This window comes from Yoonia sp. F2084L, assembly GCF_023015625.1.
In the GTDB taxonomy this organism is placed as follows: Bacteria; Pseudomonadota; Alphaproteobacteria; order Rhodobacterales; family Rhodobacteraceae; genus Yoonia.
Genome location: NZ_JALKAH010000001.1, coordinates 733,314 through 753,453, shown reverse-complemented (window position 1 = coordinate 753,453; position 20,140 = coordinate 733,314). Strand labels below are relative to the sequence as shown.

The following is a 20,140-nucleotide window of genomic DNA, read 5'->3' as shown; positions in this document are numbered from 1 at the left end:
ACTTTCCTAACGCGCGATCGCGGCTTTCAGCGCGTGATAAGACGCTTTGGGCGTACGCTTCAAGGTCTCAAAATCAACATGGATCATGCCGAACCGTTTTTCATAGCCAAAGGCCCATTCGTAGTTGTCCAGCAAAGACCAATAGAAAAAGCCCTGCACATTTACGCCTGCTGCGATGGCGGCAAGCGTCGCCTGCATGTGATCCGAGATAAATCTTGTGCGTTCGGGGTCAAAGACTGCACCGTTTTCTACGATGTCATCCCAGGCCATACCATTTTCGGTCACATAGATCGGCATATCACCGACATAGTCGCGCGACAGACGGGTCAGAAAGGATTGCAGCCCGGCAGGATATATCTCCCATCCCATCTGGGTTTTGTCGCCGGGGCCCTCTTTTGAAGCGATATGCGGCCAGACCGCTTCGGCATCTGCCGTCACCTTGTGTCGGGTGTAATAGTTCACACCAAGAAAATCTATTGGCTGGCTGATCTGGGGCATGTCGTCTTCCCAGTTGTCGGGCATGTGCCGGGCAAACCCCTCCATGGCCTCGGCGGGGTAGCTGCCTTTGGTTACCGCCTCAATGAACCAGCGGTTCATGATCGCGTCCCATGTCGCAGTCGCGCCGGCGGCTTCTTTGCTGCTGTCTTGCGGTTCCGTGTGGTCGAAGTTCAAGACGATGCCGCAGTTTTTCATGCCTCTGCTGCGCAGTCGCGTCATGGCGATGCCATGGGCCAGGTTGATGTGGTGCATGGCGCGGGCCGCGGCGCGAATGTCTTGCAGGCCGGGTGCATGATGTCCAAGGAAGTGAGACAGATAGGCAATGCACCAAGGTTCATTGATGGTCGCAATCGCCTGAACCCGGTCTCCGATCCGGTCCGTGATGACATCGGTGAAATCACCAAAATAGTTGCAGGTATCGCGGTTCATCCAGCCGCCCTTATCGGCCAAAGCCGCAGGTAATTCCCAGTGATAGAGCGTCTGAAAGGGCTTGAGCCCGCGTTCGAGCATCGCATCGACCAGACGGTCGTAGAAATCCAGTCCTTCAGGATTGGGGGTGCGCCCGTCCGGCATAACCCGTGCCCAGGACGTCGAAAACCGATAGGCGTCCATGCCGGCATCTTTGAGCAGATCAAGGTCCTCGGCGTAGCGGTGGTAATGATCGCAGGCCAAGGATCCGTCTTCGCCGCGCACCACATTGCCCGGACCCGCCGCGAAGGTGTCCCAATGCGTGGGGCCTGCACCGCCGAATTGATGCCCTTCGATCTGATAGGCGGCGGTGGCCGCCCCAAAGAGAAAACCTTCGGGGAAGTCTGCGCGTTTGAAATCCATTTCAGTCCTTTCGGGGGGCGGGGCCGGTTGAAAAGCCCACCATCAATTCAGCCTCAAGCAAATGCTGCTGCGGCGGCAATGTGGGGTCGGCGATTGCGGCCAGTAACATCTCGGCCAGCTTGCGACCAGCGTCGCGCACAGATGACCTGGTTGCGGTAAAGATCGGCACATCGCCGCCATTTTGAAGGTAGGACAGCGCGTCGTCATGGGTCACGACAGAGACATCCTTGCCCATCACCAACCCTTTTTCTTCAATGGCGCGGCGCACGCCAAGCGCGCTGATCAGGGAAGAACATAGAATTGCGGTTGGTGCATTATTGCTTTCAAGCATATCGCGGGTGCTGTGGTAGCCGAAAACTTCTGTCATTTCGCCCGAGCGCATGAGTGCAGGGTCAACCGGCGTGTTATGCGCCAACAAAGATGCTGAATACCCCTCGCGTCGTCTGTGGGCGAAATCCATGACTTCCAGCCCGTTGATCAGCGCGATTCTTACGTGCCCGAGGTCAAACAGAAAATCGGTTGCGCGCTGGAACGCACTGCGATTATTCACGTCAAGCCACGCGTAAGGCTGATCATAGCCACTTGCGCGCCCGTGAACCGCAAAGGGTAGCCCAAGATTGTTTAGCAGGCCGATGCGCGGGTCATCCATGCGGGGGCCGTGCACGATAACTCCATCGACCGCACGCCGTGATTTCAGGCCTTGATAAATCTGCCGCTCATCCGCGTCTGCGACAATCGAAAGGATCATTTCATAGCCGTGCCGCGAATAAGTTTCGCCGGCACCTGCAATGAAATCACCAAAAATCGGGTTTACCATCTCATGTTTGCTGGACAGCGGGATCACATGGCCGATGGCCAGCGCCTGACCGGTCGCCAATCCTTTGGCGCGGGTCGATGGGTGATAATTGAAAGCGTTTGCCGCTTCTTCGACGCGGCGGCGCGTTGCGGGGCTGACCTCTGGGTAGCCGTTCAGCGCACGGCTGACCGTTGTTTGGCTGAGGCCCAGACTTTGTGAGAGTTCTTTAAGGTTCATAGGGTCGGCGGCCAATCCAAAGCGCTATCAAATTTCAATAAATGCTGCGTTGCGGCGTTTGACTGCAAGCTTCGTAATCGTTTCAGTAACATGAATTCATGAGATTCCAAGTGTTTTTTCCACCGTGCACTGTTGTGTTGACAGAGAGGTTAACTTGGCTGACTGTAGTGAAATCCAAAGCGCTTTGGGAAGATGATTCCTTCGCGTCGGAGGGAATAAAGCACCCAGGTGCAGATTAAGACACGCGCCGTTGCGGTGCGATTGGGAGGAAAATCAATGAAAATGAAACTGTATGCCAGTGTGGCAGCGGTTGCGTTGACTGCAGGTGCGGTGAATGCAGGCGGCCATCTTCCGTTCACGCCGGGCGAGGGTGACTTTAGCTGGGATGAATACAACGCATGGGCTGAAAGCGCGCCGGATCTGTCCGGTCAGGACGTCACCATCTTTGGCCCGTGGCTGGCCCCAGAAGATGACATCTTCCGTTCCATGATTGCCTATTTCACCGAAGCCACCGGCGCGAACGTCACATATACCGGTTCTGATGGTTTTGAGCAGCAAATCGTGATCGACGCTGAGGCCGGTTCTGCGCCAAACATCGCCGTGTTCCCGCAACCTGGTCTGGCCTCAACAATGGCGGCACAGGGTCTTTTGACGCCACTTGGTGACGACATGGGTTCGTGGGTTGCTGACAACTATGCAGCGGGCCAGTCCTGGGTTGATCTGGGCACCTATGCAGACGCAAGCGGCGACGACCAGTTCTATGGCTTCTTCTATAACGTGAACGTTAAGTCGCTGGTGTGGTATTCACCTGAGAACTTCGAAGATGCTGGCTACGAGGTGCCGGAAACCATGGAAGATCTGATCGCTTTGTCCGAGCAGATTATCGAAGACGGTGAAACACCTTGGTGCATTGGTCTGGGGTCTGGTGCGGCGACAGGTTGGCCTGCGACAGACTGGGTTGAAGACATCATGCTGCGCACACAAGCGCCTGAGGTCTATGACGGCTGGGTGACCAACGACATCCCGTTCAACGACCCGCGCGTGATTGAAGCCGTTGAGACATTCGGCATGTTTGCTAAGAATGACGATATGGTTGCTGGTGGGTCCGCTGCTGTCGGCTCTACCGATTTCCGCGACAGCCCGACCGGTCTCTTCTCTTCGCCACCACAGTGCTACATGCACCGTCAGGCGTCCTTTGCGACAGCATTCTTCCCGGATGATGTTGTGCCGGGTGAAGATGCGGACTTCTTCTACTTCCCATCCTTTGCTGAAAAAGACCTCGGCAATCCGGTTCTGGGCGGTGGTACTTTGATGGCCGTGACCGAAGCGTCTGATGCCACAATGGCCTTTATGGAGTTCCTGCAGCAGCCAATCGCACACGAAGTGATGATGGCGCAAACCGGCTTCCTGACACCACATTCCGGTGTGAACCTCGAAGCTTATGGTGATGAGATCCTGCGTGGTCAGGGTGAAATCCTGCTGAACGCCACAACCTTCCGCTTTGACGCATCTGACCTGATGCCGGGTGCGGTTGGTGCCGGTACGTTCTGGACAGGTATGGTGGACTACGTTGGCGGTGCATCCGCTGAAGATGTCACCGGTCAGATCCAGAACAGCTGGGACGCGCTGAAGTAAGCTGCGGCTATAAGAGCTTAGTCTCATATAAAAACGGTTCGGACGGGGTATCGTCCGAACCAGCATGCGGCGCAACACGCAGCCGCAAGAGATGCATCGCGAAGGGAGGGCGCTATGAATCCGGCACTTCAAGGATTGATTACAATTATTATCGGGGTAGGTGGCTGCGTCGGCTACTTTTACGGAGCGAACCTGTTTCTCGATAAAGTGTTGTTCAGGGCCGAAGGGCCGAATGCAGGGCGCAACATTAACCGTGCCAACCAGATAAGGCCGTGGTTGTTCCTGATGCCAGCCCTCTTGGCGCTGGGTATTTATCTGGCCTATCCCGTCTTTGCGACACTGCGACTGAGCTTTCTTGAGCGGCTTCCTGGCAATCAATACGCCTTCGTCGGTTTCGACAACTACACCCAGATGTTTGCAGAGCCCAAGTTCATGGAAGCTCTGCGCAACAATGTCCTTTGGCTGGTCATCGTGCCTGCTGCCGCGACCGGATTTGGTTTGCTGGCTGCCCAACTGACCGACCGCCTTAGGTGGGGCAATATCGCCAAGTCGATTATCTTTATGCCAATGGCGATTTCCTTCGTTGGTGCAGCTGTGATCTTTAAGCTGATCTATGAAGCCCGCCCCGAAGACGTGGCTCAGATTGGCATCCTCAACCACCTTTACCTGACCTTTGGCGGTGCTGAGCCGCAGCAATGGCTACAAATCCCGTTTTGGAATAGTTTCTTCCTGATGGCGGTGTTGATCTGGATTCAGACCGGTTTCGCGATGGTGATCCTTTCTGCCGCCTTGCGCGGTATCCCCGAAGAAACGGTTGAAGCGGCCATCATTGATGGCGCCAATCCGTTCCAGATTTTCTTCAAGATCAAAATCCCGCAGATCATGTCCACGATCGTGGTGGTTTGGACAACGATCACGATTGCGACCCTTAAGGTCTTTGACATCGTGTTCGCGATGACCAACGGCCAGTGGGAAACGCAGGTCTTGGCCAACTATATGTACGACAAACTGTTCCGTGCGAACGACTGGGGCATGGGGTCAGCCTCGGCCATGATCATCATGCTGATGGTGACGCCGATCCTGGTGTGGAACGTCTACAACGCCCGTAAGGAGATGCAGTGATGGATGCGATGGCAGGAAGAAAGCCCGCAGTCGTTTGGGCACTGAACATTTCCGTGGTTCTGTTGGTGGCCCTCTGGCTGTTCCCGACACTTGGTTTGCTGATCTCGTCCTTCCGAACGGGTGATCAGATCACCGCGTCGGGTTGGTGGTCATCACTGTTCCCTGCTGAGCAGACGATGCAAATTCGTGTGGCGGACCCCGATGACAACCGGGTTGATCTGGGCAATGGCCGGTTCATGGTTGAAGGCAATATCTTTGAAGGTGCGGATTTCGAAGGCGAATTGAATGCCTGGGGCACCTCCAGCCGCAGGCTGGGAGAGTTCGAAACCGGGGTAACCGCTGATTTGGGCGATGGAGAGACCCTGACGGTGGAGGCAGATGGCTCTTACGTTTGGGAAGGGGATGACGATCAGATCAGTGGCCGCGCGCAGCGTGTGTTCCTTGATGTTGTCACGCCACCCGACTTCACGCTTGAGAACTACAGTTTCGTGCTTTTTGATGAAAACAACTCTGAAGGTATGGCGAAGGCGTTCTTTAATACGCTGACCGTTGTGATCCCGGCGACGATCATTCCAATCCTTATCGCTGCTTTTGCGGCCTATGCGCTGGCATGGATGGACTTTCCCGGTCGGGCGATTTTGATCGCTGTGATCGTTGGCTTGCTGGTGGTTCCGCTGCAATTGGCTCTCATCCCGTTGTTGTCGCTGCACAATGCGATCGGGATCGGAAAGGGCTATCTGGGGGTTTGGCTTGCCCATACCGGCTTTGGCCTACCGCTCGCGATTTATCTGTTACGCAACTACATGGTGGGCTTGCCGCGTGACATTATCGAAAACGCCAAGGTCGATGGCGCGACAGATTTCCAGATCTTTACCAAGATCATTCTGCCGCTCAGCTTCCCCGCACTCGCGTCCTTTGCGATCTTCCAGTTCCTTTGGACGTGGAATGATCTGCTGGTGGCGTTGGTGTTCCTGATTGATGCGTCCGGGCAGACCACCGTGATGACCAAGCAGATCGTGGAATTGCTGGGAACGCGCGGCGGTGACTGGGAAATCCTTGCCACCTCGGCCTTTGTGTCGATCGCCGTCCCGCTGGCAGTGTTCTTTGCCATGCAAAAGTATCTGGTGCGCGGCTTGTTGGCCGGTTCTGTAAAATAGACAATCACAGCTCCAAGGCGCGACCTTGGGGCTGCAATCAGCTTAGGATTAACGACTATGACAACGGCGCTTGCCACAAAACCTGATATGGCCATTGATAAGGATTGGTGGCGTGGTGCGGTGATCTATCAGATCTATCCGCGCAGCTTTCAGGATAGCAATGGTGATGGCATTGGCGACCTATTGGGGATCGTGCAGCGCTTGCCTTATATCGCGTCGCTTGGTGTTGATGCGATCTGGATTTCGCCGTTCTTCATGTCGCCGATGAAGGATTTCGGCTATGATGTCAGCGACTATTGCGACGTTGATCCGATGTTCGGCTCACTGGCTGATTTTGATGCGGTGGTAGAAACCGCACACCGCTTTGGCATTCGTGTGATGATTGATCTGGTGCTGAGCCACACCAGCGACCAGCATGCATGGTTTGGTGAAAGCCGGGCCAGCCGCGACAATGATAAAGCCAACTGGTATGTCTGGGCCGACCCCAAGCCCGATGGCAACCCACCCAACAACTGGCTGTCGATCTTTGGTGGCTCTGGCTGGCAATGGGATGCGCGGCGCGAGCAGTATTATTTGCATAACTTCCTTGTGTCGCAGCCTGATCTGAATTTCCACGAACCTGCCGTGCAAGACGCTTTGCTGGATGTGGCCCGTTTCTGGCTGAACCGGGGGTGCGATGGCTTTCGTCTGGATACGATCAATTTCTACACCCATGATGCGCAGCTACGGGACAATCCACCGCTGAAGCCCGAGCAGCGGAACGCCACGATTGCCCCGTCGGTGAACCCCTATAATTACCAAGAGCATCTTTACGACAAGAACCAGCCAGAGAACCTGGAATTCCTGCGCAAGCTGCGTGCCGTCATGGAACCTTTTGGTGCTGCCGCAGTAGGCGAGGTGGGCGATGCCCAACTGGGTCTAGAGATTATGGGTCAGTACACCGCTGGCGATGATCTGATGCAGATGTGCTACGCGTTTGAATTTCTGGCCGCCAATCAACCGACCGCCACCCGCATTGTTGAGGTGATGGATAAGGTGGATGAAGTGGCCGCTGACGGTTGGGCCTGTTGGGCGTTTTCCAATCATGACGTGATGCGGCATGCGACGCGCTGGGATTTACCGCCAGCTGCCCAGCGTATGTTTGCGACGCTGATCATGTGCTTGCGCGGCTCGGTCTGCCTGTACCAAGGCGAAGAGCTGGGTCTGCCAGAGGCCGATGTCGCTTTTGAGGACCTGCAAGACCCTTATGGCATCGAGTTTTGGCCGGAATTCAAAGGCCGTGATGGCTGTCGCACCCCGATGGTCTGGGAGCAGAGCAATCAGAACGGCGGTTTCACCACGAATAAGCCGTGGTTGCCTGTCGCGACAGAGCATTTGCATATGTCTGCCGCAGCCCAAGAGGACGAGCCCGGCGCGCTTTTGCATCACTACCGTAAGGCTATCGCGTTTCGCCGCACCCATGCTGCGCTCACCGTCGGGTCGCATGATAAGGTAAGGGCCACAGGCGATGTCGTTCATTTCACCCGAACGCACGGCGCACAGACGATCTTCTGTGCCTTCAACGTGAGCGAAACACCATCTGATTTCGATCTGCCCGAGGGGAGCTGGACACCAATCGGTGCCGAGTTGGGCAGCGCACATACATCCGCAGACGGGAGACTGCACCTTGGGCCGTGGCAGGTTTGCCTTGCGCTTAAGACTTGAATTCTAAGGGGAGTGAGACATGGCTGATCTGAAACTAACGGACGTTGCCAAAACCTACGGCGGCACTGTTGATGTACTCAAGAACATCAACCTCGATATCAAACAGGGCGAGCTCATCGTGTTTGTGGGCCCATCGGGCTGCGGTAAATCAACCTTGCTGCGGATGATTGCGGGTTTGGAAAAAATCACCGGCGGCGAGTTGCAGATCGACGGGCAGGTCGTGAATGATGTGCCACCCGCGCAACGCGGCATTGCGATGGTGTTCCAGTCTTACGCGCTTTATCCACATATGACAGTCCGCGATAACATGTCTTTCGCATTGAAAATCGCCAAGAAAACACCTGCTGAAATTGACGAAGCCGTGAACCGTGCCGCCAAGATTTTGCAACTGGATGAATATCTTGATCGTCTGCCAAAGGCTTTGTCCGGTGGCCAGCGTCAGCGCGTGGCAATCGGCCGTTCGATTGTGCGGGACCCTAAAGTCTACCTTTTTGATGAGCCACTTTCCAACCTTGATGCGGCCTTGCGTGTTGCGACCCGGATCGAGATTTCGCAACTTAAGGAATCGATGCCTGAAAGCACGATGATTTATGTGACCCACGACCAGGTTGAGGCGATGACGCTTGCCACTCGTATTGTGGTTTTGGCCAACAAAGGAATCGCACAGGTTGGATCGCCGTTGCAGCTTTATGAGCGTCCAGAGAATGAATTCGTTGCACAGTTTATTGGCTCGCCTGCGATGAACCTGTTGTCGGGTGAGATTGTTGAGACTGGTGCGCAGACAACCGTCAAGCTGACAGCAGGTGGTTTGGCAAAGTCTGCTGTGCCAACGGAAGCGTCCGATATGGGTCTGAAGGTGAACATCGGTATCCGTCCAGAGGACATGATCGAGACCAGCGGTGATGATTATGCGTTTGAAGGCAAGGTCAACATCACCGAGGCACTTGGTGAAGTGACACTGCTCTATTTCGACAAAGTCGGCGACAATGACGCCATCATTGGCAAGCTGCCGGGCATTCATGCTGATCTGCGTGGAAAATCCGTTCGCATGGCAGCGGCACCAGAGAAGGTCCAGATTTTCCACAACGGCCAATCGCTTTATTACCGTTAAGGGGTTCCTCCCGAGCTTAACGAGTTGCTTGTATCGCGCCGATGTGTTCGCATCGGCGCGATTTCTTTTGTCAGGGGGCCAAGATGCAAACGCCGGAAAACACACTGAAAAAGGCACTGCAAGCAGGGCTGGTGCAGCATGGCATTTGGCTGACCTCTGGTACGGGTGTTCTGGCGGAGCTTGCAGGCAAAGCAGGCTTTGACTGGTGTTTGATTGATGGCGAACATGGGCCAAACACGGTGTCTGAAATGCTGCCGCAGTTGCAAGCGCTGGCGATCAGTCGCACGCAGCCAGTGATCAGGATCGCCAATGCCGAAGCCTGGATGGTCAAACAAGCGCTTGATTTGGGTTGTCAGACGGTGCTGGTGCCGATGGTAGATGATGCTGCGACGGCTAATGCGATGGCGCGTGCGATGCGCTATCCACCTGATGGCAATCGCGGGATGGGCGCTGTGTTGGCGCGGGCAACCGGTTGGGGATCGGTCTCAGACTATCCGCACACTGCAAACGATCAGGTGTGTCTGTTGGTACAGGCTGAAAGTGCGCAAGCGGTTGAGAACATTGATGCAATTGCGGCCACAGATGGCGTAGATGGCGTCTTTGTGGGCCCAGCGGATTTGTCTGCCGACATGGGCTATCCCGGCCAGCCGGATCATCCTGAGGTGGAAAAAGCCATTGATCACCTGATCGCGCGCACGGTTGCTGCGGGTAAGATCGCGGGCATCATTACCTTTGATGAGAGCCGTTTCAAAGAATACGCCGAGAAAGGCGTGACCTTCCTCGGCGTGGGTGGTGATATGGCTGTGCTGAACGGTGCTTTGCGCGGATTGGCAAAGCGCGCCAAGGCTTAACCGCGACGGCGGCGGCCCGTGCGTGCGCGGCCTTCGCCCTCTTTGGGGGCCACGCGGTTAAACTTGATCCACTCGCTGCCTGACGCATCATTATCGGTTAGAAAGTTTGCTGCACGGATTGCTTCCATTTCCTTGCCTGCGCGCGGCTTGGTGGACCCCATGCCAAACAGCGTCACGAAAGTCTCATCGTCCATGCCTGCAGGCAGAATGATTCCAGCGGCTTCGATTTCAGCCATCTTTTCTGCGATTTTCTTGGGGCCAACTGGCAACGCCACCGGGTTCATGATCGCGGACGTCATACCAGCCGTCATCGCCATCGGCAGGAACGCATTGTTGATGCCGTGACGATTGGGCAGGCCAAAGCTGATGTTGGATGCGCCACAGGTGGTGTTGACGCCCAGTTCTTCGCGCAGACGGCGCACAAGGGTAAAGACCTGCAAGCCAGCCGTGCCCATTGCGCCGATGGGCATAACGAGCGGGTCAACCACGATATCATGGGCTGGGATGCCGAAATCTGCCGCGCGTTCGACGATCTTCTTGGCGACGGCGAAGCGCACGTCAGGGTCTTCGCTGATCCCCGTGTCATCGTTGGAAATTGCCACGACTGGTACGTTGTATTTCTTGACCAGCGGTAGAACCAGTTCCAGACGCTCTTCTTCGCCGGTCACAGAGTTCAATAGCGGGCGACCCTCAGCAGCAGCCAGGCCGTTTTCCAGCGCGCCCGGAACAGAACTGTCGATGCACAAAGGCACGTCGACGATGGCCTGCACACGTTCGACCATTTCCTTCATCAATGGCGGCTCAACAAAGTTGTTGTCGGCATAGCGCGGGTCTTCTGCCATTTTGTTGGAGAAAACAGCGCCAGAGTTGATATCGAGGATATTCGCCCCCGCAGCCACCTGCGCAATCGCGTCAGCTTCGACGCGGGAAAAATCGCCGCGCTCCAGCTCTTCGGCCAGTATCTTGCGACCTGTGGGGTTGATCCGTTCTCCGATCACGCAAAAGGGCTGGTCGAACCCGATGATGGCCGTCTTGGTTTTGGATTCGACAATCGTGCGTGTCATGAGTGGTCCTTAAGATTGAGAAGCAGGGACGGCAGAGGTGCCGCCATTTGCGATGGCCCAGTTGGCGTTGGTCTTGATGCCGCCAAGTGGGAAGAAATGAACGTTCGTGATATTGAAATCAGGGTGTGCAGCCTTGTGTGCGGCTAGTTCGGTCAGCACGTCCGTTGGCTCAAACGGTAGCAACAGCTTGGTGACATCCTTGGCACGTTTTTGTAGCACTTTCAGCGACGGGCCGACGCCGCAGGCGATAGCGAATTTGATCATGGTTTGCAGCTTGGCCGGGCCTGCAATGCCAATGTGGATGGGCAGCGTGATCTCCGCGTCCTTGATGGCGTCAGCCCATGCGATGATCGGCTTGGCTTCAAAGGCGAATTGGGTGGCCATCGCCATCTCTGCATCTGTGGTGTCGTTGAAGCGCTGTTTCCAGCGCAACGCCTCCATCACCAGCGTGTCAGACCCGTCTTTGTCAATGTCGCGGTTGCCCTCGGGGTGACCTGCGACGTGCAGGCGTTTGAAACCCGCCTTGTCGAACTGCCCGCTTTCCAAAAGCTGCATGGAAGAGTGGTAGTCCCCATGTGGCTCAGTCACACCACCCGCCAGCAGCAGCGCCTGATCAACGCCTGCTTCGCCTTGGTACCGGGCGATCCAGTCGGCCAGCATGGCCTCATCTTTGATGATCCGCGCCGGGAAATGCGGCATCGCCTTGTAGCCATCAGCCGTAAGGCGTTTGGCGGTCGAAACCATGTCCTCGATTGGCGTACCTTCGATATGGGCGATGTAGACGCGGGTCCCTGCGGGCAGCAATTCGCGGAAGTCTTCGACCTTTTCGGCGGTGCGTGGCATCACCTCGATCGAGTAATCCTGCAGGAAAGCCTCTAGCTGAGGGTTCACGGTGGTCTCAGTGACGTCTTTGTTTTTGCGGAATGAAAGCAGGGCCATAAGTGACCTCCCAAGGCTGCGTGGAGTAGGGGGCGGGGTCTTCAAGCCCAACCATCATTGGCGATGAGCGTTTTGATACGTTCGAGATCGTAGTCCGTGTCGATCTTGGCGACGGTGGCTTCGGCGGCCTCTCTGTCGTCGCCATCAACGGGGATCGGGTCGGCTTTGCGAAAGCCTGCCATATACTCGTCTGACTCGGCGGCGCCCGATTTCATGGCGGCGCGGTCAATGGCCTGCTCAAACCGTTCAGGCAGGGGCAGTTTCACGCCACGGCGGCCACGGCCCACGATGACCTGGGCTGGCATATCGCGCCAATAGACGATTGTGACGTCGGCCATGAGTGATTCCCCTTGTTCCTCTTGCTTTCGTTTTATCACTGCCGTGCCGCGCTCAATGTCGGTTTTCGACATCACGGATGCAGCCAGCGACTGCGCGAAAGCTAACCATTGTTCTGGCGTACAACCAGCCGCAGGTGCTGTCATATTCTGCATGAAGGTTATGAGTGCCGACATTGAGATGCATCACAAGGCTTGTGCAAAGCCGTTTCCGCGCCTAGCTTGAGGACAACTCGAAAATGGAGGGCGTAAGTTATGGCGCCCAAGCGTCCCAAAGGTGCGGGCGCGTTCCCCAAAGCGGTTGATACCCCCGCGCCAAAATCGCCTGATCCGGCGGAGCTTTATGCCGCATTGGATTTGGGCACAAACAGTTGCCGGATGTTGATTGCCCAACCCAAGGGCAGTCAATTTCATGTGGTGGATAGTTTTTCAAAATCTGTGCAATTGGGCGCGGGTCTTGAAAGCACAGGTCGGTTATCGCGCGCGTCGATGAACCGCACAATTTCAGCTATGCGCATTTGTCGTGAAAAACTCACACGCCACGGGGTCGAGAATATGCGTCTTGTCGCGACCGAGGCCTGTCGGCGTGCGCTGAACGGTGACAACTTCGTGTCGCAGGTCCGTCGCGAAACCGGGTTGAACCTTGAGATTATCAAGCCCGAGGAAGAGGCCCGCCTTGCCGTGATTTCCTGTGCGCCGTTGGTCAGTGTGAATACGGAACAGTTGTTGGTTGTCGATATCGGAGGTGGTTCGACCGAACTTGTTTGGATCGACCTGACCCATGTGCCAAAACGTGAGCGTCCGCGTGCGATTATGCGGCTGCATGCAGGGTTCAAGTCTGATCCGGGCCCATTTGCGGCGGCCAAGGTTGTGGATTGGATTTCGGTACCACTGGGCGTGGCGACGTTGCGCGATCAATTCTCCGACGTCGAAGATGACGCGGCCCGCTTTGCGTTGATGTCTTGGTTCTTTGAGGAAAACCTTGAAGAGTTTTCGCCCTATGCCGCCGCCCAAGCCCGCGAAGGGTTTCAGATTATCGGGACCAGCGGCACTGTGACGACTGTGGCCGCCAGCCATTTGGGCCTGAAGCGCTATGATCGTACCAAGGTGGACGGGTTACGGATGAGCACCGATCAGATTGATACCGTTATCCGTGATTACCTGTCACTCGGGCCTGCCGGTCGCCGTGCTGACCCACGTATCGGCAAGGACCGGCAGGCGTTGATCATGTCGGGATCGGCTATTTTGCAGGCCTTGATGCGGCTTTGGCCGACCGATCGTCTGTCTGTGGCCGACCGTGGCCTGCGAGAAGGACTGCTTTATGCGCAGATGTCCGCACATGGGGTCTTGGAAGATACGCCGTTTTAGGGGTAGAGCGCTGTCATGGCTAAAAAACCAACAAAGAATTCCTCTGGGCGCGGGTATCGTGACCTGACGGTCAAAGTGAAAACCGCGAAAGGGCGCAAGATCAGCTCGACCAATTGGTTGCAGCGGCAGTTGAACGATCCTTACGTCAAACGTGCGCAGGCTGATGGTTATCGGGGCAGGGCGGCCTATAAGATATTGGAACTGGACGACAAATACCGCTTTCTTGTGCCCGGTGCGCGGATCGTCGATCTGGGCTGCGCGCCCGGTGGATGGCTGCAAGTGGCGGTGAAACGCGCCAACACGCTGGGCGAGCGGACAAGCAAAGCGCAAGGCTACGTGCTGGGCGTTGACCTGCAAGAAGTCGAGCCTGTTGCAGGGGCTGAAATCCATCAGTTGGATTTCATGGAAGATGATGCCGATCTCAAGGTAAAGGACTGGCTGGGCGGCAAGGCTGATGTGGTGATGTCGGATATGGCGGCCTCCGCCTCTGGCCACAAACAGACCGATCATTTGCGGATCATCGCGCTCTGCGAAGCGGCGGCCTATTTTGCCTTTGATGTACTGGAAGAGGGCGGCACATTTGTTGCCAAGGTGCTGGCTGGCGGGGCAGAAGGTGATCTGCAGAAACTGCTGAAGGCGCGGTTCACGAAGGTGGCGAATGTGAAGCCGCCCGCGTCGCGGTCTGATAGTTCCGAGAAATTTGTGGTAGCGACGGGGTTTAAAGGGAGTTGACTATGAGGTCGACAAAGTTTGCTTTTGTTGCGTGCTGTACTTTATTGACGATTTCCGTCCCGGCGCTCGTCTTTTCGCAAGGTCATGCTACTTCTTGTTCTGCGAATGAGTTGATTGATCGGCTACGAAACGATGAACACTATTCTCATTGTACGTCGGGAGATATAAACTGCCTTCGGTGGGTCGGCCGTCTTCTTGCAAGAGACTGCGTTGCGCAAAACGTCCCATCATGTCGCCCGCAAAGGATTGAAAGCACCATAATTTGGCAAAGAACAGAGGGTCCTTGCGAAACCCTGCGCGTTGAGACAATGAACGGGCTTTCTGACGGAATAGCTGAGCTTTTACCTTCAAGTGATAGTGTTCGGCAGATACGTAGCATTGGCTTCTCGGAGGAACGTCGATTGGCCGCTCAGCTTGATGACATTGCAGCTAGTGCTTGGCCGATGGGTTGTACGACTGACTTATCTACTACTGACATAGTGTTAGATGACCAATGTCTCGTCTTGGAGGCGGAAAAGAAACTTGGAATCGTCGCAGGGCTTGCTGCCATTCTTCATGGGAGTTTCGGTGGGTTTTAGTCTGAATTGGTTTGTTTGGACAATCGTGATGACCGGCAGCGAGACCTGCCGCTTCGCCTACCCAACTCAGTTGGCTGAGAGTCTGCAGCCTTTGGTTTGACCGGGCGCTGACGTGGCCCGATCGTCGCCACAGACTCCCGCCTTCTGAGCCAGCCGGTCAATCAAGTCGAAATCTATAGGCAAAAGGGTCTCGCAACGCGTTTGATCAGGTAATCCCAAGGTGATCTTGTCTTTGCTCATCCCTTTTGCTCCGCACGCAACGCCATGGATGTGGCGGACAAGATCAGTATCGCTGATCCGCCAAGACTGTAGGCGACTGCGCAGATCAAAGGGCCAAACCCAAGAGTGAGTGTAACCAATGCCATCGCCGATGCGCCGATAAGAGAGCTTCCAAGGCTTGCGATAAGAGGGGCGTCACTATTCATAACGGTTATCCTGATTGTACGTCTGTCAAATAACTAACCCGCAGCCACACATGCGATCCATGGGAATAAAGTCCGGGTGTTCCCCGGTCGTAACGTCACTTCGCAGATTGTGCAGGTTTATGTTGCCGGTTTTGTCTGCAATCAAACCCAGGTAATTTGCGTGTTCCAGTCCGCACATTTGTTCACCAATGCCTCTGACGAGACCCGGTCCGTTACAAAGTGATCTACCTGCGCCAGTGACGCGATCTTGACTGGGGCTTTGCGCGTAAACTTCGTGCTGTCGGCGACTAGGATCGTCGCACGGGCGGCTTTGATGACCTGTTGACTAACGCGCACTTCCTCTGGGTCGAAATCCAGCAGGTCGCCGCTGATGTCGATGGCCGAAGCACCGATCACGGCGAAATCTACCTTGAACCGGTCGATGGCCAGCGCTGCCAGGTCGCCCACCAGCCCGCCGTCTGACCGCCGCAGGCTGCCGCCTGCCACCACCACATCGCAACTGGGGTTTTGCGCCAGAATGTTGGCGACGTTCAGGTTATTGGTCACAACCATCAGGTTGCGGTGGGCGTGCAAGGCGTGGGCCACGGCCTCGGTGGTGGTGCCGATGTTGAGGAAAAGCGACGCATTGTCGGGTATCAGTTGCGCCGCGCGCCGCGCGATCCTGATCTTGATATCGCGGTTCAGCGCGCGCCTGTCGCCATAGCCGATATTGCTGACGCCAGAGGGCAAGACAGCACCACCATGCACACGCTCTAGCAGCCCCGCCGCGCACAGCTGGCGCAGGTCGCGGCGGACTGTCTGCACTGCAACGCCAAGACCAGCGGCCAGATCGGTTGCCATGACTTTACCATCTGTTTGCGCTTTACTTCTGATCAGCGCGTGGCGTGTTTGGGTATCCATATGTTCGTTTATGATAAAAAGCGAACCTGAATAAGAGCAAATCTGATCAAAATATAATAAATATGGCATTCGTATCCTATTCGCTTAAGTCGGCCCGAACAATCAGACCAATGTGACTTGCGCCCTTGCGCCAACAGCTTAAACCGCGTGCAAACACATGAGGCATGACATGAACGCGGATTTTGACGTCTTTATCATTGGCGGTGGCATCAACGGCTGTGGCATCGCGCGCGATGCGGCGGGGCGTGGATTGAAGGTTGGCTTGGCCGAGATGAATGACCTGGGGTCTGCGACCTCATCGGCGTCCACCAAACTGTTCCATGGCGGTCTGCGTTATCTGGAATTCTTTGAGTTTGGTTTGGTCAAAAAGGCGTTGGTTGAACGGGAAGTTCTGCTGAAAAACATGCCGCACATCAGCTGGCCGATGCGTTTTGTCCTGCCATACCACGCCGATATGCGGTTTGAGAATGACACACCAACTTCCAAGCTTCTCTCAACCGTAATGCCTTGGATGAAGGGCAGGCGGCCCGCGTGGCTGATCCGGTTGGGCCTGTTCATGTATGATAATCTGGGCGGGCGTAAAATTCTGCCGGGAACCCATGTGGTTGATCTGACCAAACGTGAAACCGGCACGCCGCTGAAGGATAAGTTCAAGACCGCCTATGAATACTCTGATTGCTGGGTTGAAGATTCGCGCCTTGTGGTGCTGAACGCCCGCGATGCCGAAGAACGCGGTGCGAAGATCATGACGCGCACCAAGGTGATCAGTGCGGCCCGCGTTGATGGGGTTTGGGAGATTGTGACGGAACATGATGGTGTGCAGCAAACCTACACGGCGCGTGCGCTGGTCAACGCTGGTGGTCCGTGGGTCGAAAACATCGTGCGTGATGTGGCACGGTTGAACACGTCTGAAGGCGTGCGGCTGGTGCGTGGCAGCCACATCGTGACCAAAAAGCTGTTTGATCATGACAAAAGCTATTTCTTTCAAGGCGAAGATGGTCGGATCATCTTTGCCATTCCCTATGAGACCGATTTCACGCTGATTGGCACGACGGATGCCGAGCATGAGAACCTGTCAGAAAAGCCTTATGCGACGGACGAAGAGCAGGATTATCTTTGCGCCTTTGCGTCCCAATACTTTGAAAAGCCGGTCACGCGCGATGATGTGGTCTGGACCTATTCCGGTGTGCGGCCGCTTTATGATGATGGCGCAAAGTCGGCTACCGCCGCGACGCGCGATTATGTGCTGTCGCTCGATGAAAACGGCGCGCCGTTGCTGAACATCTTTGGCGGCAAGATCACAACCTATCGCAAGCTGGCAGAAAATGCGTTGAAAAAACTGACCCCGCTTTTGGGTGGCACGCACCCTTGGACCCATGACGCGGCATTGCCGGGGGGGGACTTTCAGGTGAAGGATCGCGATCAACTGGTTGCTGATCTACGGGCAGATTATCCTTTCCTTGATCAAAAATGGGCGCTGCGTCTGATTAAGGGCTACGGGACCGAAGCACGCGTTATTCTGGGGGATGCCAAGACAATCAAGGACTTGGGGCAAGATTTTGGCGCGACACTGACGGGTGCTGAGGTCAAATGGCTGATGTCACGCGAATACGCGCGCACAGCCGAGGATGTTGTCTGGCGGCGCTCCAAGTTGGGATTGCGCCTGACACAGCATCAGATCGCGGCCCTTGACGCTTTCATGGCGGCTTGAAACAAAAAGACAAAAAGGGGGGACACCATGAGCTATATTCTGGCCATCGACCAAGGCACGACATCCAGCCGCGCGATCATCTTTGACGCTGAGATGCGGATCAAAGCGACCGCACAGGAAGAGTTCACACAACATTTCCCGCAATCCGGTTGGGTGGAACATGACCCGTCTGATATCTGGTCTTCGGTTGCCTCAACTTGCCGGGGTGCAATTGAGAAGGCCGGGATCACGGCTGCCGACGTCGCGGCTATCGGGATCACGAACCAACGTGAGACGACGCTGATCTGGGACAAGACCACAGGCGAGCCGATCCACAATGCGATCGTCTGGCAGGACCGGCGGACAGCACCGTTCTGCGAAGAATTGCGCAAAGAGGGCTTTGAGCCGACAATCACGCAGAAGACCGGCCTGCTCGCAGATCCGTATTTTTCGGGCACAAAGGTTAACTATATCCTTGATAAGGTTGAAGGATCACGTGCGCGGGCCGAGGCAGGTGAGTTGCTGTTTGGCACCGTCGATTGCTATCTGATCTGGAAGCTGACAGGCGGCAAGCGGCATGTGACGGATGCGACAAATGCAGCCAGAACAATGCTTTATGATATCCGCAAGGGACGTTGGAGCACCACGATCTGTGATCGTTTTGGTATCCCGATGCAGATGCTGCCCGAGGTGTTGGACTGTGCCGCTGACTTTGGCATGACGCGCGCTGATCTCTTTGGCAAAGAGCTACCGATCCTTGGTGTCGCTGGTGATCAGCAGGCCGCGACCATCGGGCAGGCGTGTTTTGCGCCGGGGATGCTGAAATCGACCTATGGCACAGGGTGTTTTGCGCTGCTGAACACGGGCGACACGCTTGTGGAAAGCAAGAAGCGGTTGTTGGGCACGATTGCGTATCAGTTTGATGGTAAACCGACCTATGCGCTGGAAGGGTCGATCTTTATTGCAGGCGCCGTGGTGCAATGGTTGCGCGATGGCTTGAAGATCATTCGAGACGCGAAAGAAACGCAGCCACTGGCCGAAACGGCGGATGCGGGGCAAGAACTATACATGGTGCCCGCTTTCACCGGCCTTGGGGCGCCATATTGGGACGCAGACGCACGCGGTGCGATCTATGGCCTGACCCGAAATTCCGGCCCGGCAGAGTTCGCGCGCGCGGCGCTGGAAAGCGTAGGTTTCCAGACGCGTGATCTGTTGGAGGCGATGAAAAGCGACTGGCAGGCCTCTGATACAGATGGCGTCTTACGGGTTGATGGCGGCATGAGCGCCTCCGATTGGTCGATGCAATTCCTGTCCGACATTATCGGCGCGCCGGTGGATCGGCCGACGGTGTTGGAAACGACGGCCTTGGGCGTGGCATGGCTGGCGGGGATGCGCGCCGGGGTCTATCCCGATCAGGACGGGTTTGCCGCCAATTGGGCGCTGGATCAGCGATTTGAGCCGCATATGGATGATGCGACACGGGAGCGACGCTATGCTGGTTGGCAGGATGCGGTGCGAAGGACTTTGAGTGCGGATTAAGGGGCGCGGTGACTTATTTCCCAAACCTCAAACTCCGCCACGCGTTTCTCGCGTAGTTTTGCTTCCACCTCAGCAGACAGATGCAACTCCATCTTGGGCGAGACATTCTTCTGCTTCAGCGTAATCGTCACATCCAGCCGTTCTTCCAGATAGTCAATCACCTTATCCCATTGCTCGTATTGAAACAGATGCTGTGCGCCCAGCTCACCATCGTTGATCCGCAAAAACTTGTTTTGGGAGCCCACGTTGGCAAAAGAGGCAGGCGACCCCTTGCAATACTCCAGCACAAAGTCATCAAAACTGATATCCCGCGTGCTGTTCTCATGGCCGATCAGGTCTTCGCGGGTGCGATAGCGATACCAACTGCCCAGCCAGTCGATCGGGTTGCGCACGATGGCCATCAGTTCAGGGTTTTGCCCGCCAACCTGTTTGAACAGCGGCTTAAGGAATCGTTTATAGCGATAGCAGGGCGCATGTTTCAGTTCAGGCGGATCGCGCAACACCAGTGATGCGCGCGGGGCCAATGCCCCCTCTAACGCGGTCGATCCCGTCTTGGGCACCGCCATCAGCACCAGATTTTCTTTCCAGAAAACAAGCATTTATCGCTGTCTTTCGTCCATTTCCTGAC

At 55.9% G+C, this 20,140-nt stretch carries 19 protein-coding genes; 11 read left to right on the top strand and 8 right to left on the bottom strand.

Annotated elements, in window-relative coordinates:
* Positions 1-6: 6 nt before the first annotated feature.
* Entirely contained in the window at positions 7-1,329 is a 1,323-nt protein-coding gene (locus MWU60_RS03705) for a GH1 family beta-glucosidase (RefSeq protein WP_247225698.1), read from the bottom strand.
* Between the two features lies 1 nt (position 1,330).
* Positions 1,331-2,362 (bottom strand): substrate-binding domain-containing protein, encoded by a 1,032-nt coding sequence (locus tag MWU60_RS03700; protein ID WP_247225697.1) that lies wholly within the window; start codon positions 2,360-2,362, stop codon positions 1,331-1,333.
* A gap of 276 nt (positions 2,363-2,638) precedes the next feature.
* Between MWU60_RS03700 and MWU60_RS03695 the strand changes: the two genes are divergently transcribed.
* From MWU60_RS03695 to MWU60_RS03670, 6 genes are all read left to right on the top strand, one after another.
* Complete coding sequence (locus MWU60_RS03695; RefSeq protein WP_247225696.1) at positions 2,639-3,997, top strand: ABC transporter substrate-binding protein; 1,359 nt, start codon at positions 2,639-2,641, stop codon at positions 3,995-3,997.
* A 114-nt stretch (positions 3,998-4,111) separates the two neighbouring features.
* The gene (locus tag MWU60_RS03690; protein ID WP_247225695.1) at positions 4,112-5,119 is read left to right on the top strand and encodes a sugar ABC transporter permease; all 1,008 of its coding nucleotides are present in this window, start codon (positions 4,112-4,114) and stop codon (positions 5,117-5,119) included.
* Complete coding sequence (locus tag MWU60_RS03685) at positions 5,119-6,276, top strand: carbohydrate ABC transporter permease (RefSeq protein ID WP_247225694.1); 1,158 nt, start codon at positions 5,119-5,121, stop codon at positions 6,274-6,276. The genes MWU60_RS03690 and MWU60_RS03685 overlap by 1 nt, the downstream gene beginning before the upstream one ends.
* 87 nt (positions 6,277-6,363) lie before the next feature.
* Positions 6,364-7,980 (top strand): alpha-glucosidase, encoded by a 1,617-nt coding sequence (locus MWU60_RS03680; protein WP_247226168.1) that lies wholly within the window; start codon positions 6,364-6,366, stop codon positions 7,978-7,980.
* Between the two features lie 19 nt (positions 7,981-7,999).
* The gene (gene ugpC / locus MWU60_RS03675; RefSeq protein WP_247225693.1) at positions 8,000-9,091 is read left to right on the top strand and encodes a sn-glycerol-3-phosphate ABC transporter ATP-binding protein UgpC; all 1,092 of its coding nucleotides are present in this window, start codon (positions 8,000-8,002) and stop codon (positions 9,089-9,091) included.
* An 83-nt stretch (positions 9,092-9,174) separates the two neighbouring features.
* Positions 9,175-9,942, top strand: a complete 768-nt coding sequence (locus MWU60_RS03670; RefSeq protein WP_247225692.1) for an HpcH/HpaI aldolase/citrate lyase family protein — start codon at positions 9,175-9,177, stop codon at positions 9,940-9,942.
* Here MWU60_RS03670 and MWU60_RS03665 read toward each other — a convergent pair.
* From MWU60_RS03665 to MWU60_RS03655, 3 genes are read right to left on the bottom strand one after another with little or no spacing between them, the layout of a single operon-like run.
* The gene (locus tag MWU60_RS03665; RefSeq protein ID WP_247225691.1) at positions 9,939-11,006 is read right to left on the bottom strand and encodes a methyltetrahydrofolate cobalamin methyltransferase; all 1,068 of its coding nucleotides are present in this window, start codon (positions 11,004-11,006) and stop codon (positions 9,939-9,941) included. The genes MWU60_RS03670 and MWU60_RS03665 overlap by 4 nt on opposite strands.
* A 9-nt stretch (positions 11,007-11,015) precedes the next feature.
* Positions 11,016-11,945, bottom strand: coding sequence for a methylenetetrahydrofolate reductase (locus MWU60_RS03660; RefSeq protein WP_247225689.1), 930 nt, complete (start codon positions 11,943-11,945; stop codon positions 11,016-11,018).
* Positions 11,946-11,986: 41 nt separating this feature from the next.
* Positions 11,987-12,283, bottom strand: coding sequence for a virulence factor (locus tag MWU60_RS03655; protein ID WP_247226167.1), 297 nt, complete (start codon positions 12,281-12,283; stop codon positions 11,987-11,989).
* A 252-nt stretch (positions 12,284-12,535) separates the two neighbouring features.
* Here MWU60_RS03655 and MWU60_RS03650 point away from each other — a divergent pair, with 252 nt between their 5' ends.
* The 3 genes from MWU60_RS03650 to MWU60_RS03640 all read left to right on the top strand — a co-directional run bounded on the left by MWU60_RS03650 (position 12,536) and on the right by MWU60_RS03640 (position 14,958).
* Positions 12,536-13,648: a Ppx/GppA phosphatase family protein gene (locus tag MWU60_RS03650; RefSeq protein WP_247225687.1), complete on the top strand. Its 1,113-nt coding sequence runs from the start codon at positions 12,536-12,538 to the stop codon at positions 13,646-13,648.
* A gap of 15 nt (positions 13,649-13,663) precedes the next feature.
* A complete protein-coding gene (locus tag MWU60_RS03645) occupies positions 13,664-14,380 on the top strand; it encodes an RlmE family RNA methyltransferase (protein ID WP_247225686.1) in 717 nt (238 codons plus the stop codon).
* Between the two features lie 308 nt (positions 14,381-14,688).
* Positions 14,689-14,958 carry a hypothetical protein gene (locus MWU60_RS03640; RefSeq protein ID WP_247225685.1) on the top strand — a complete coding sequence of 90 codons (270 nt, stop codon included), beginning with the start codon at positions 14,689-14,691 and terminating at the stop codon, positions 14,956-14,958.
* 236 nt (positions 14,959-15,194) lie between these two features.
* On the opposite strand, the gene MWU60_RS03635 is transcribed toward MWU60_RS03640, so the two are convergent.
* Positions 15,195-15,383: a hypothetical protein gene (locus tag MWU60_RS03635; protein ID WP_247225684.1), complete on the bottom strand. Its 189-nt coding sequence runs from the start codon at positions 15,381-15,383 to the stop codon at positions 15,195-15,197.
* A gap of 141 nt (positions 15,384-15,524) precedes the next feature.
* A complete protein-coding gene (locus MWU60_RS03630; RefSeq protein WP_247225683.1) occupies positions 15,525-16,283 on the bottom strand; it encodes a DeoR/GlpR family DNA-binding transcription regulator in 759 nt (252 codons plus the stop codon).
* Positions 16,284-16,440: 157 nt separating this feature from the next.
* Between MWU60_RS03630 and glpD the strand changes: the two genes are divergently transcribed.
* Together glpD and glpK are read left to right on the top strand one after the other, a co-directional pair.
* Entirely contained in the window at positions 16,441-17,994 is a 1,554-nt protein-coding gene (glpD, locus tag MWU60_RS03625; RefSeq protein ID WP_247225682.1) for a glycerol-3-phosphate dehydrogenase, read from the top strand.
* A gap of 27 nt (positions 17,995-18,021) precedes the next feature.
* A complete protein-coding gene (gene glpK / locus MWU60_RS03620; protein WP_247225681.1) occupies positions 18,022-19,512 on the top strand; it encodes a glycerol kinase GlpK in 1,491 nt (496 codons plus the stop codon).
* Here the strand turns inward: glpK and MWU60_RS03615 are convergent.
* On the bottom strand, positions 19,509-20,111 hold the full coding sequence (locus MWU60_RS03615; protein WP_247225679.1) for a gamma-glutamyl kinase: 603 nt from the start codon (positions 20,109-20,111) through the stop codon (positions 19,509-19,511). The genes glpK and MWU60_RS03615 overlap by 4 nt on opposite strands.
* Positions 20,112-20,140 lie beyond the last annotated feature (29 nt).

What these genes read in the sequence shown, in the direction of transcription:
- MWU60_RS03705 (WP_247225698.1), bottom strand. Translation starts at nt 1,329, where the DNA reads ATGGATTTCAAACGCGCAGACTTCCCCGAAGGTTTTCTCTTTGGGGCG.
- MWU60_RS03700 (WP_247225697.1), bottom strand. Translation starts at nt 2,362, where the DNA reads ATGAACCTTAAAGAACTCTCACAAAGTCTGGGCCTCAGCCAAACAACG.
- MWU60_RS03695 (WP_247225696.1), top strand. Translation starts at nt 2,639, where the DNA reads ATGAAAATGAAACTGTATGCCAGTGTGGCAGCGGTTGCGTTGACTGCA.
- MWU60_RS03690 (WP_247225695.1), top strand. Translation starts at nt 4,112, where the DNA reads ATGAATCCGGCACTTCAAGGATTGATTACAATTATTATCGGGGTAGGT.
- MWU60_RS03685 (WP_247225694.1), top strand. Translation starts at nt 5,119, where the DNA reads ATGGATGCGATGGCAGGAAGAAAGCCCGCAGTCGTTTGGGCACTGAAC.
- MWU60_RS03680 (WP_247226168.1), top strand. Translation starts at nt 6,364, where the DNA reads ATGGCCATTGATAAGGATTGGTGGCGTGGTGCGGTGATCTATCAGATC.
- ugpC (WP_247225693.1), top strand. Translation starts at nt 8,000, where the DNA reads ATGGCTGATCTGAAACTAACGGACGTTGCCAAAACCTACGGCGGCACT.
- MWU60_RS03670 (WP_247225692.1), top strand. Translation starts at nt 9,175, where the DNA reads ATGCAAACGCCGGAAAACACACTGAAAAAGGCACTGCAAGCAGGGCTG.
- MWU60_RS03665 (WP_247225691.1), bottom strand. Translation starts at nt 11,006, where the DNA reads ATGACACGCACGATTGTCGAATCCAAAACCAAGACGGCCATCATCGGG.
- MWU60_RS03660 (WP_247225689.1), bottom strand. Translation starts at nt 11,945, where the DNA reads ATGGCCCTGCTTTCATTCCGCAAAAACAAAGACGTCACTGAGACCACC.
- MWU60_RS03655 (WP_247226167.1), bottom strand. Translation starts at nt 12,283, where the DNA reads ATGGCCGACGTCACAATCGTCTATTGGCGCGATATGCCAGCCCAGGTC.
- MWU60_RS03650 (WP_247225687.1), top strand. Translation starts at nt 12,536, where the DNA reads ATGGCGCCCAAGCGTCCCAAAGGTGCGGGCGCGTTCCCCAAAGCGGTT.
- MWU60_RS03645 (WP_247225686.1), top strand. Translation starts at nt 13,664, where the DNA reads ATGGCTAAAAAACCAACAAAGAATTCCTCTGGGCGCGGGTATCGTGAC.
- MWU60_RS03640 (WP_247225685.1), top strand. Translation starts at nt 14,689, where the DNA reads ATGAACGGGCTTTCTGACGGAATAGCTGAGCTTTTACCTTCAAGTGAT.
- MWU60_RS03635 (WP_247225684.1), bottom strand. Translation starts at nt 15,383, where the DNA reads ATGAATAGTGACGCCCCTCTTATCGCAAGCCTTGGAAGCTCTCTTATC.
- MWU60_RS03630 (WP_247225683.1), bottom strand. Translation starts at nt 16,283, where the DNA reads ATGGATACCCAAACACGCCACGCGCTGATCAGAAGTAAAGCGCAAACA.
- glpD (WP_247225682.1), top strand. Translation starts at nt 16,441, where the DNA reads ATGAGGCATGACATGAACGCGGATTTTGACGTCTTTATCATTGGCGGT.
- glpK (WP_247225681.1), top strand. Translation starts at nt 18,022, where the DNA reads ATGAGCTATATTCTGGCCATCGACCAAGGCACGACATCCAGCCGCGCG.
- MWU60_RS03615 (WP_247225679.1), bottom strand. Translation starts at nt 20,111, where the DNA reads ATGCTTGTTTTCTGGAAAGAAAATCTGGTGCTGATGGCGGTGCCCAAG.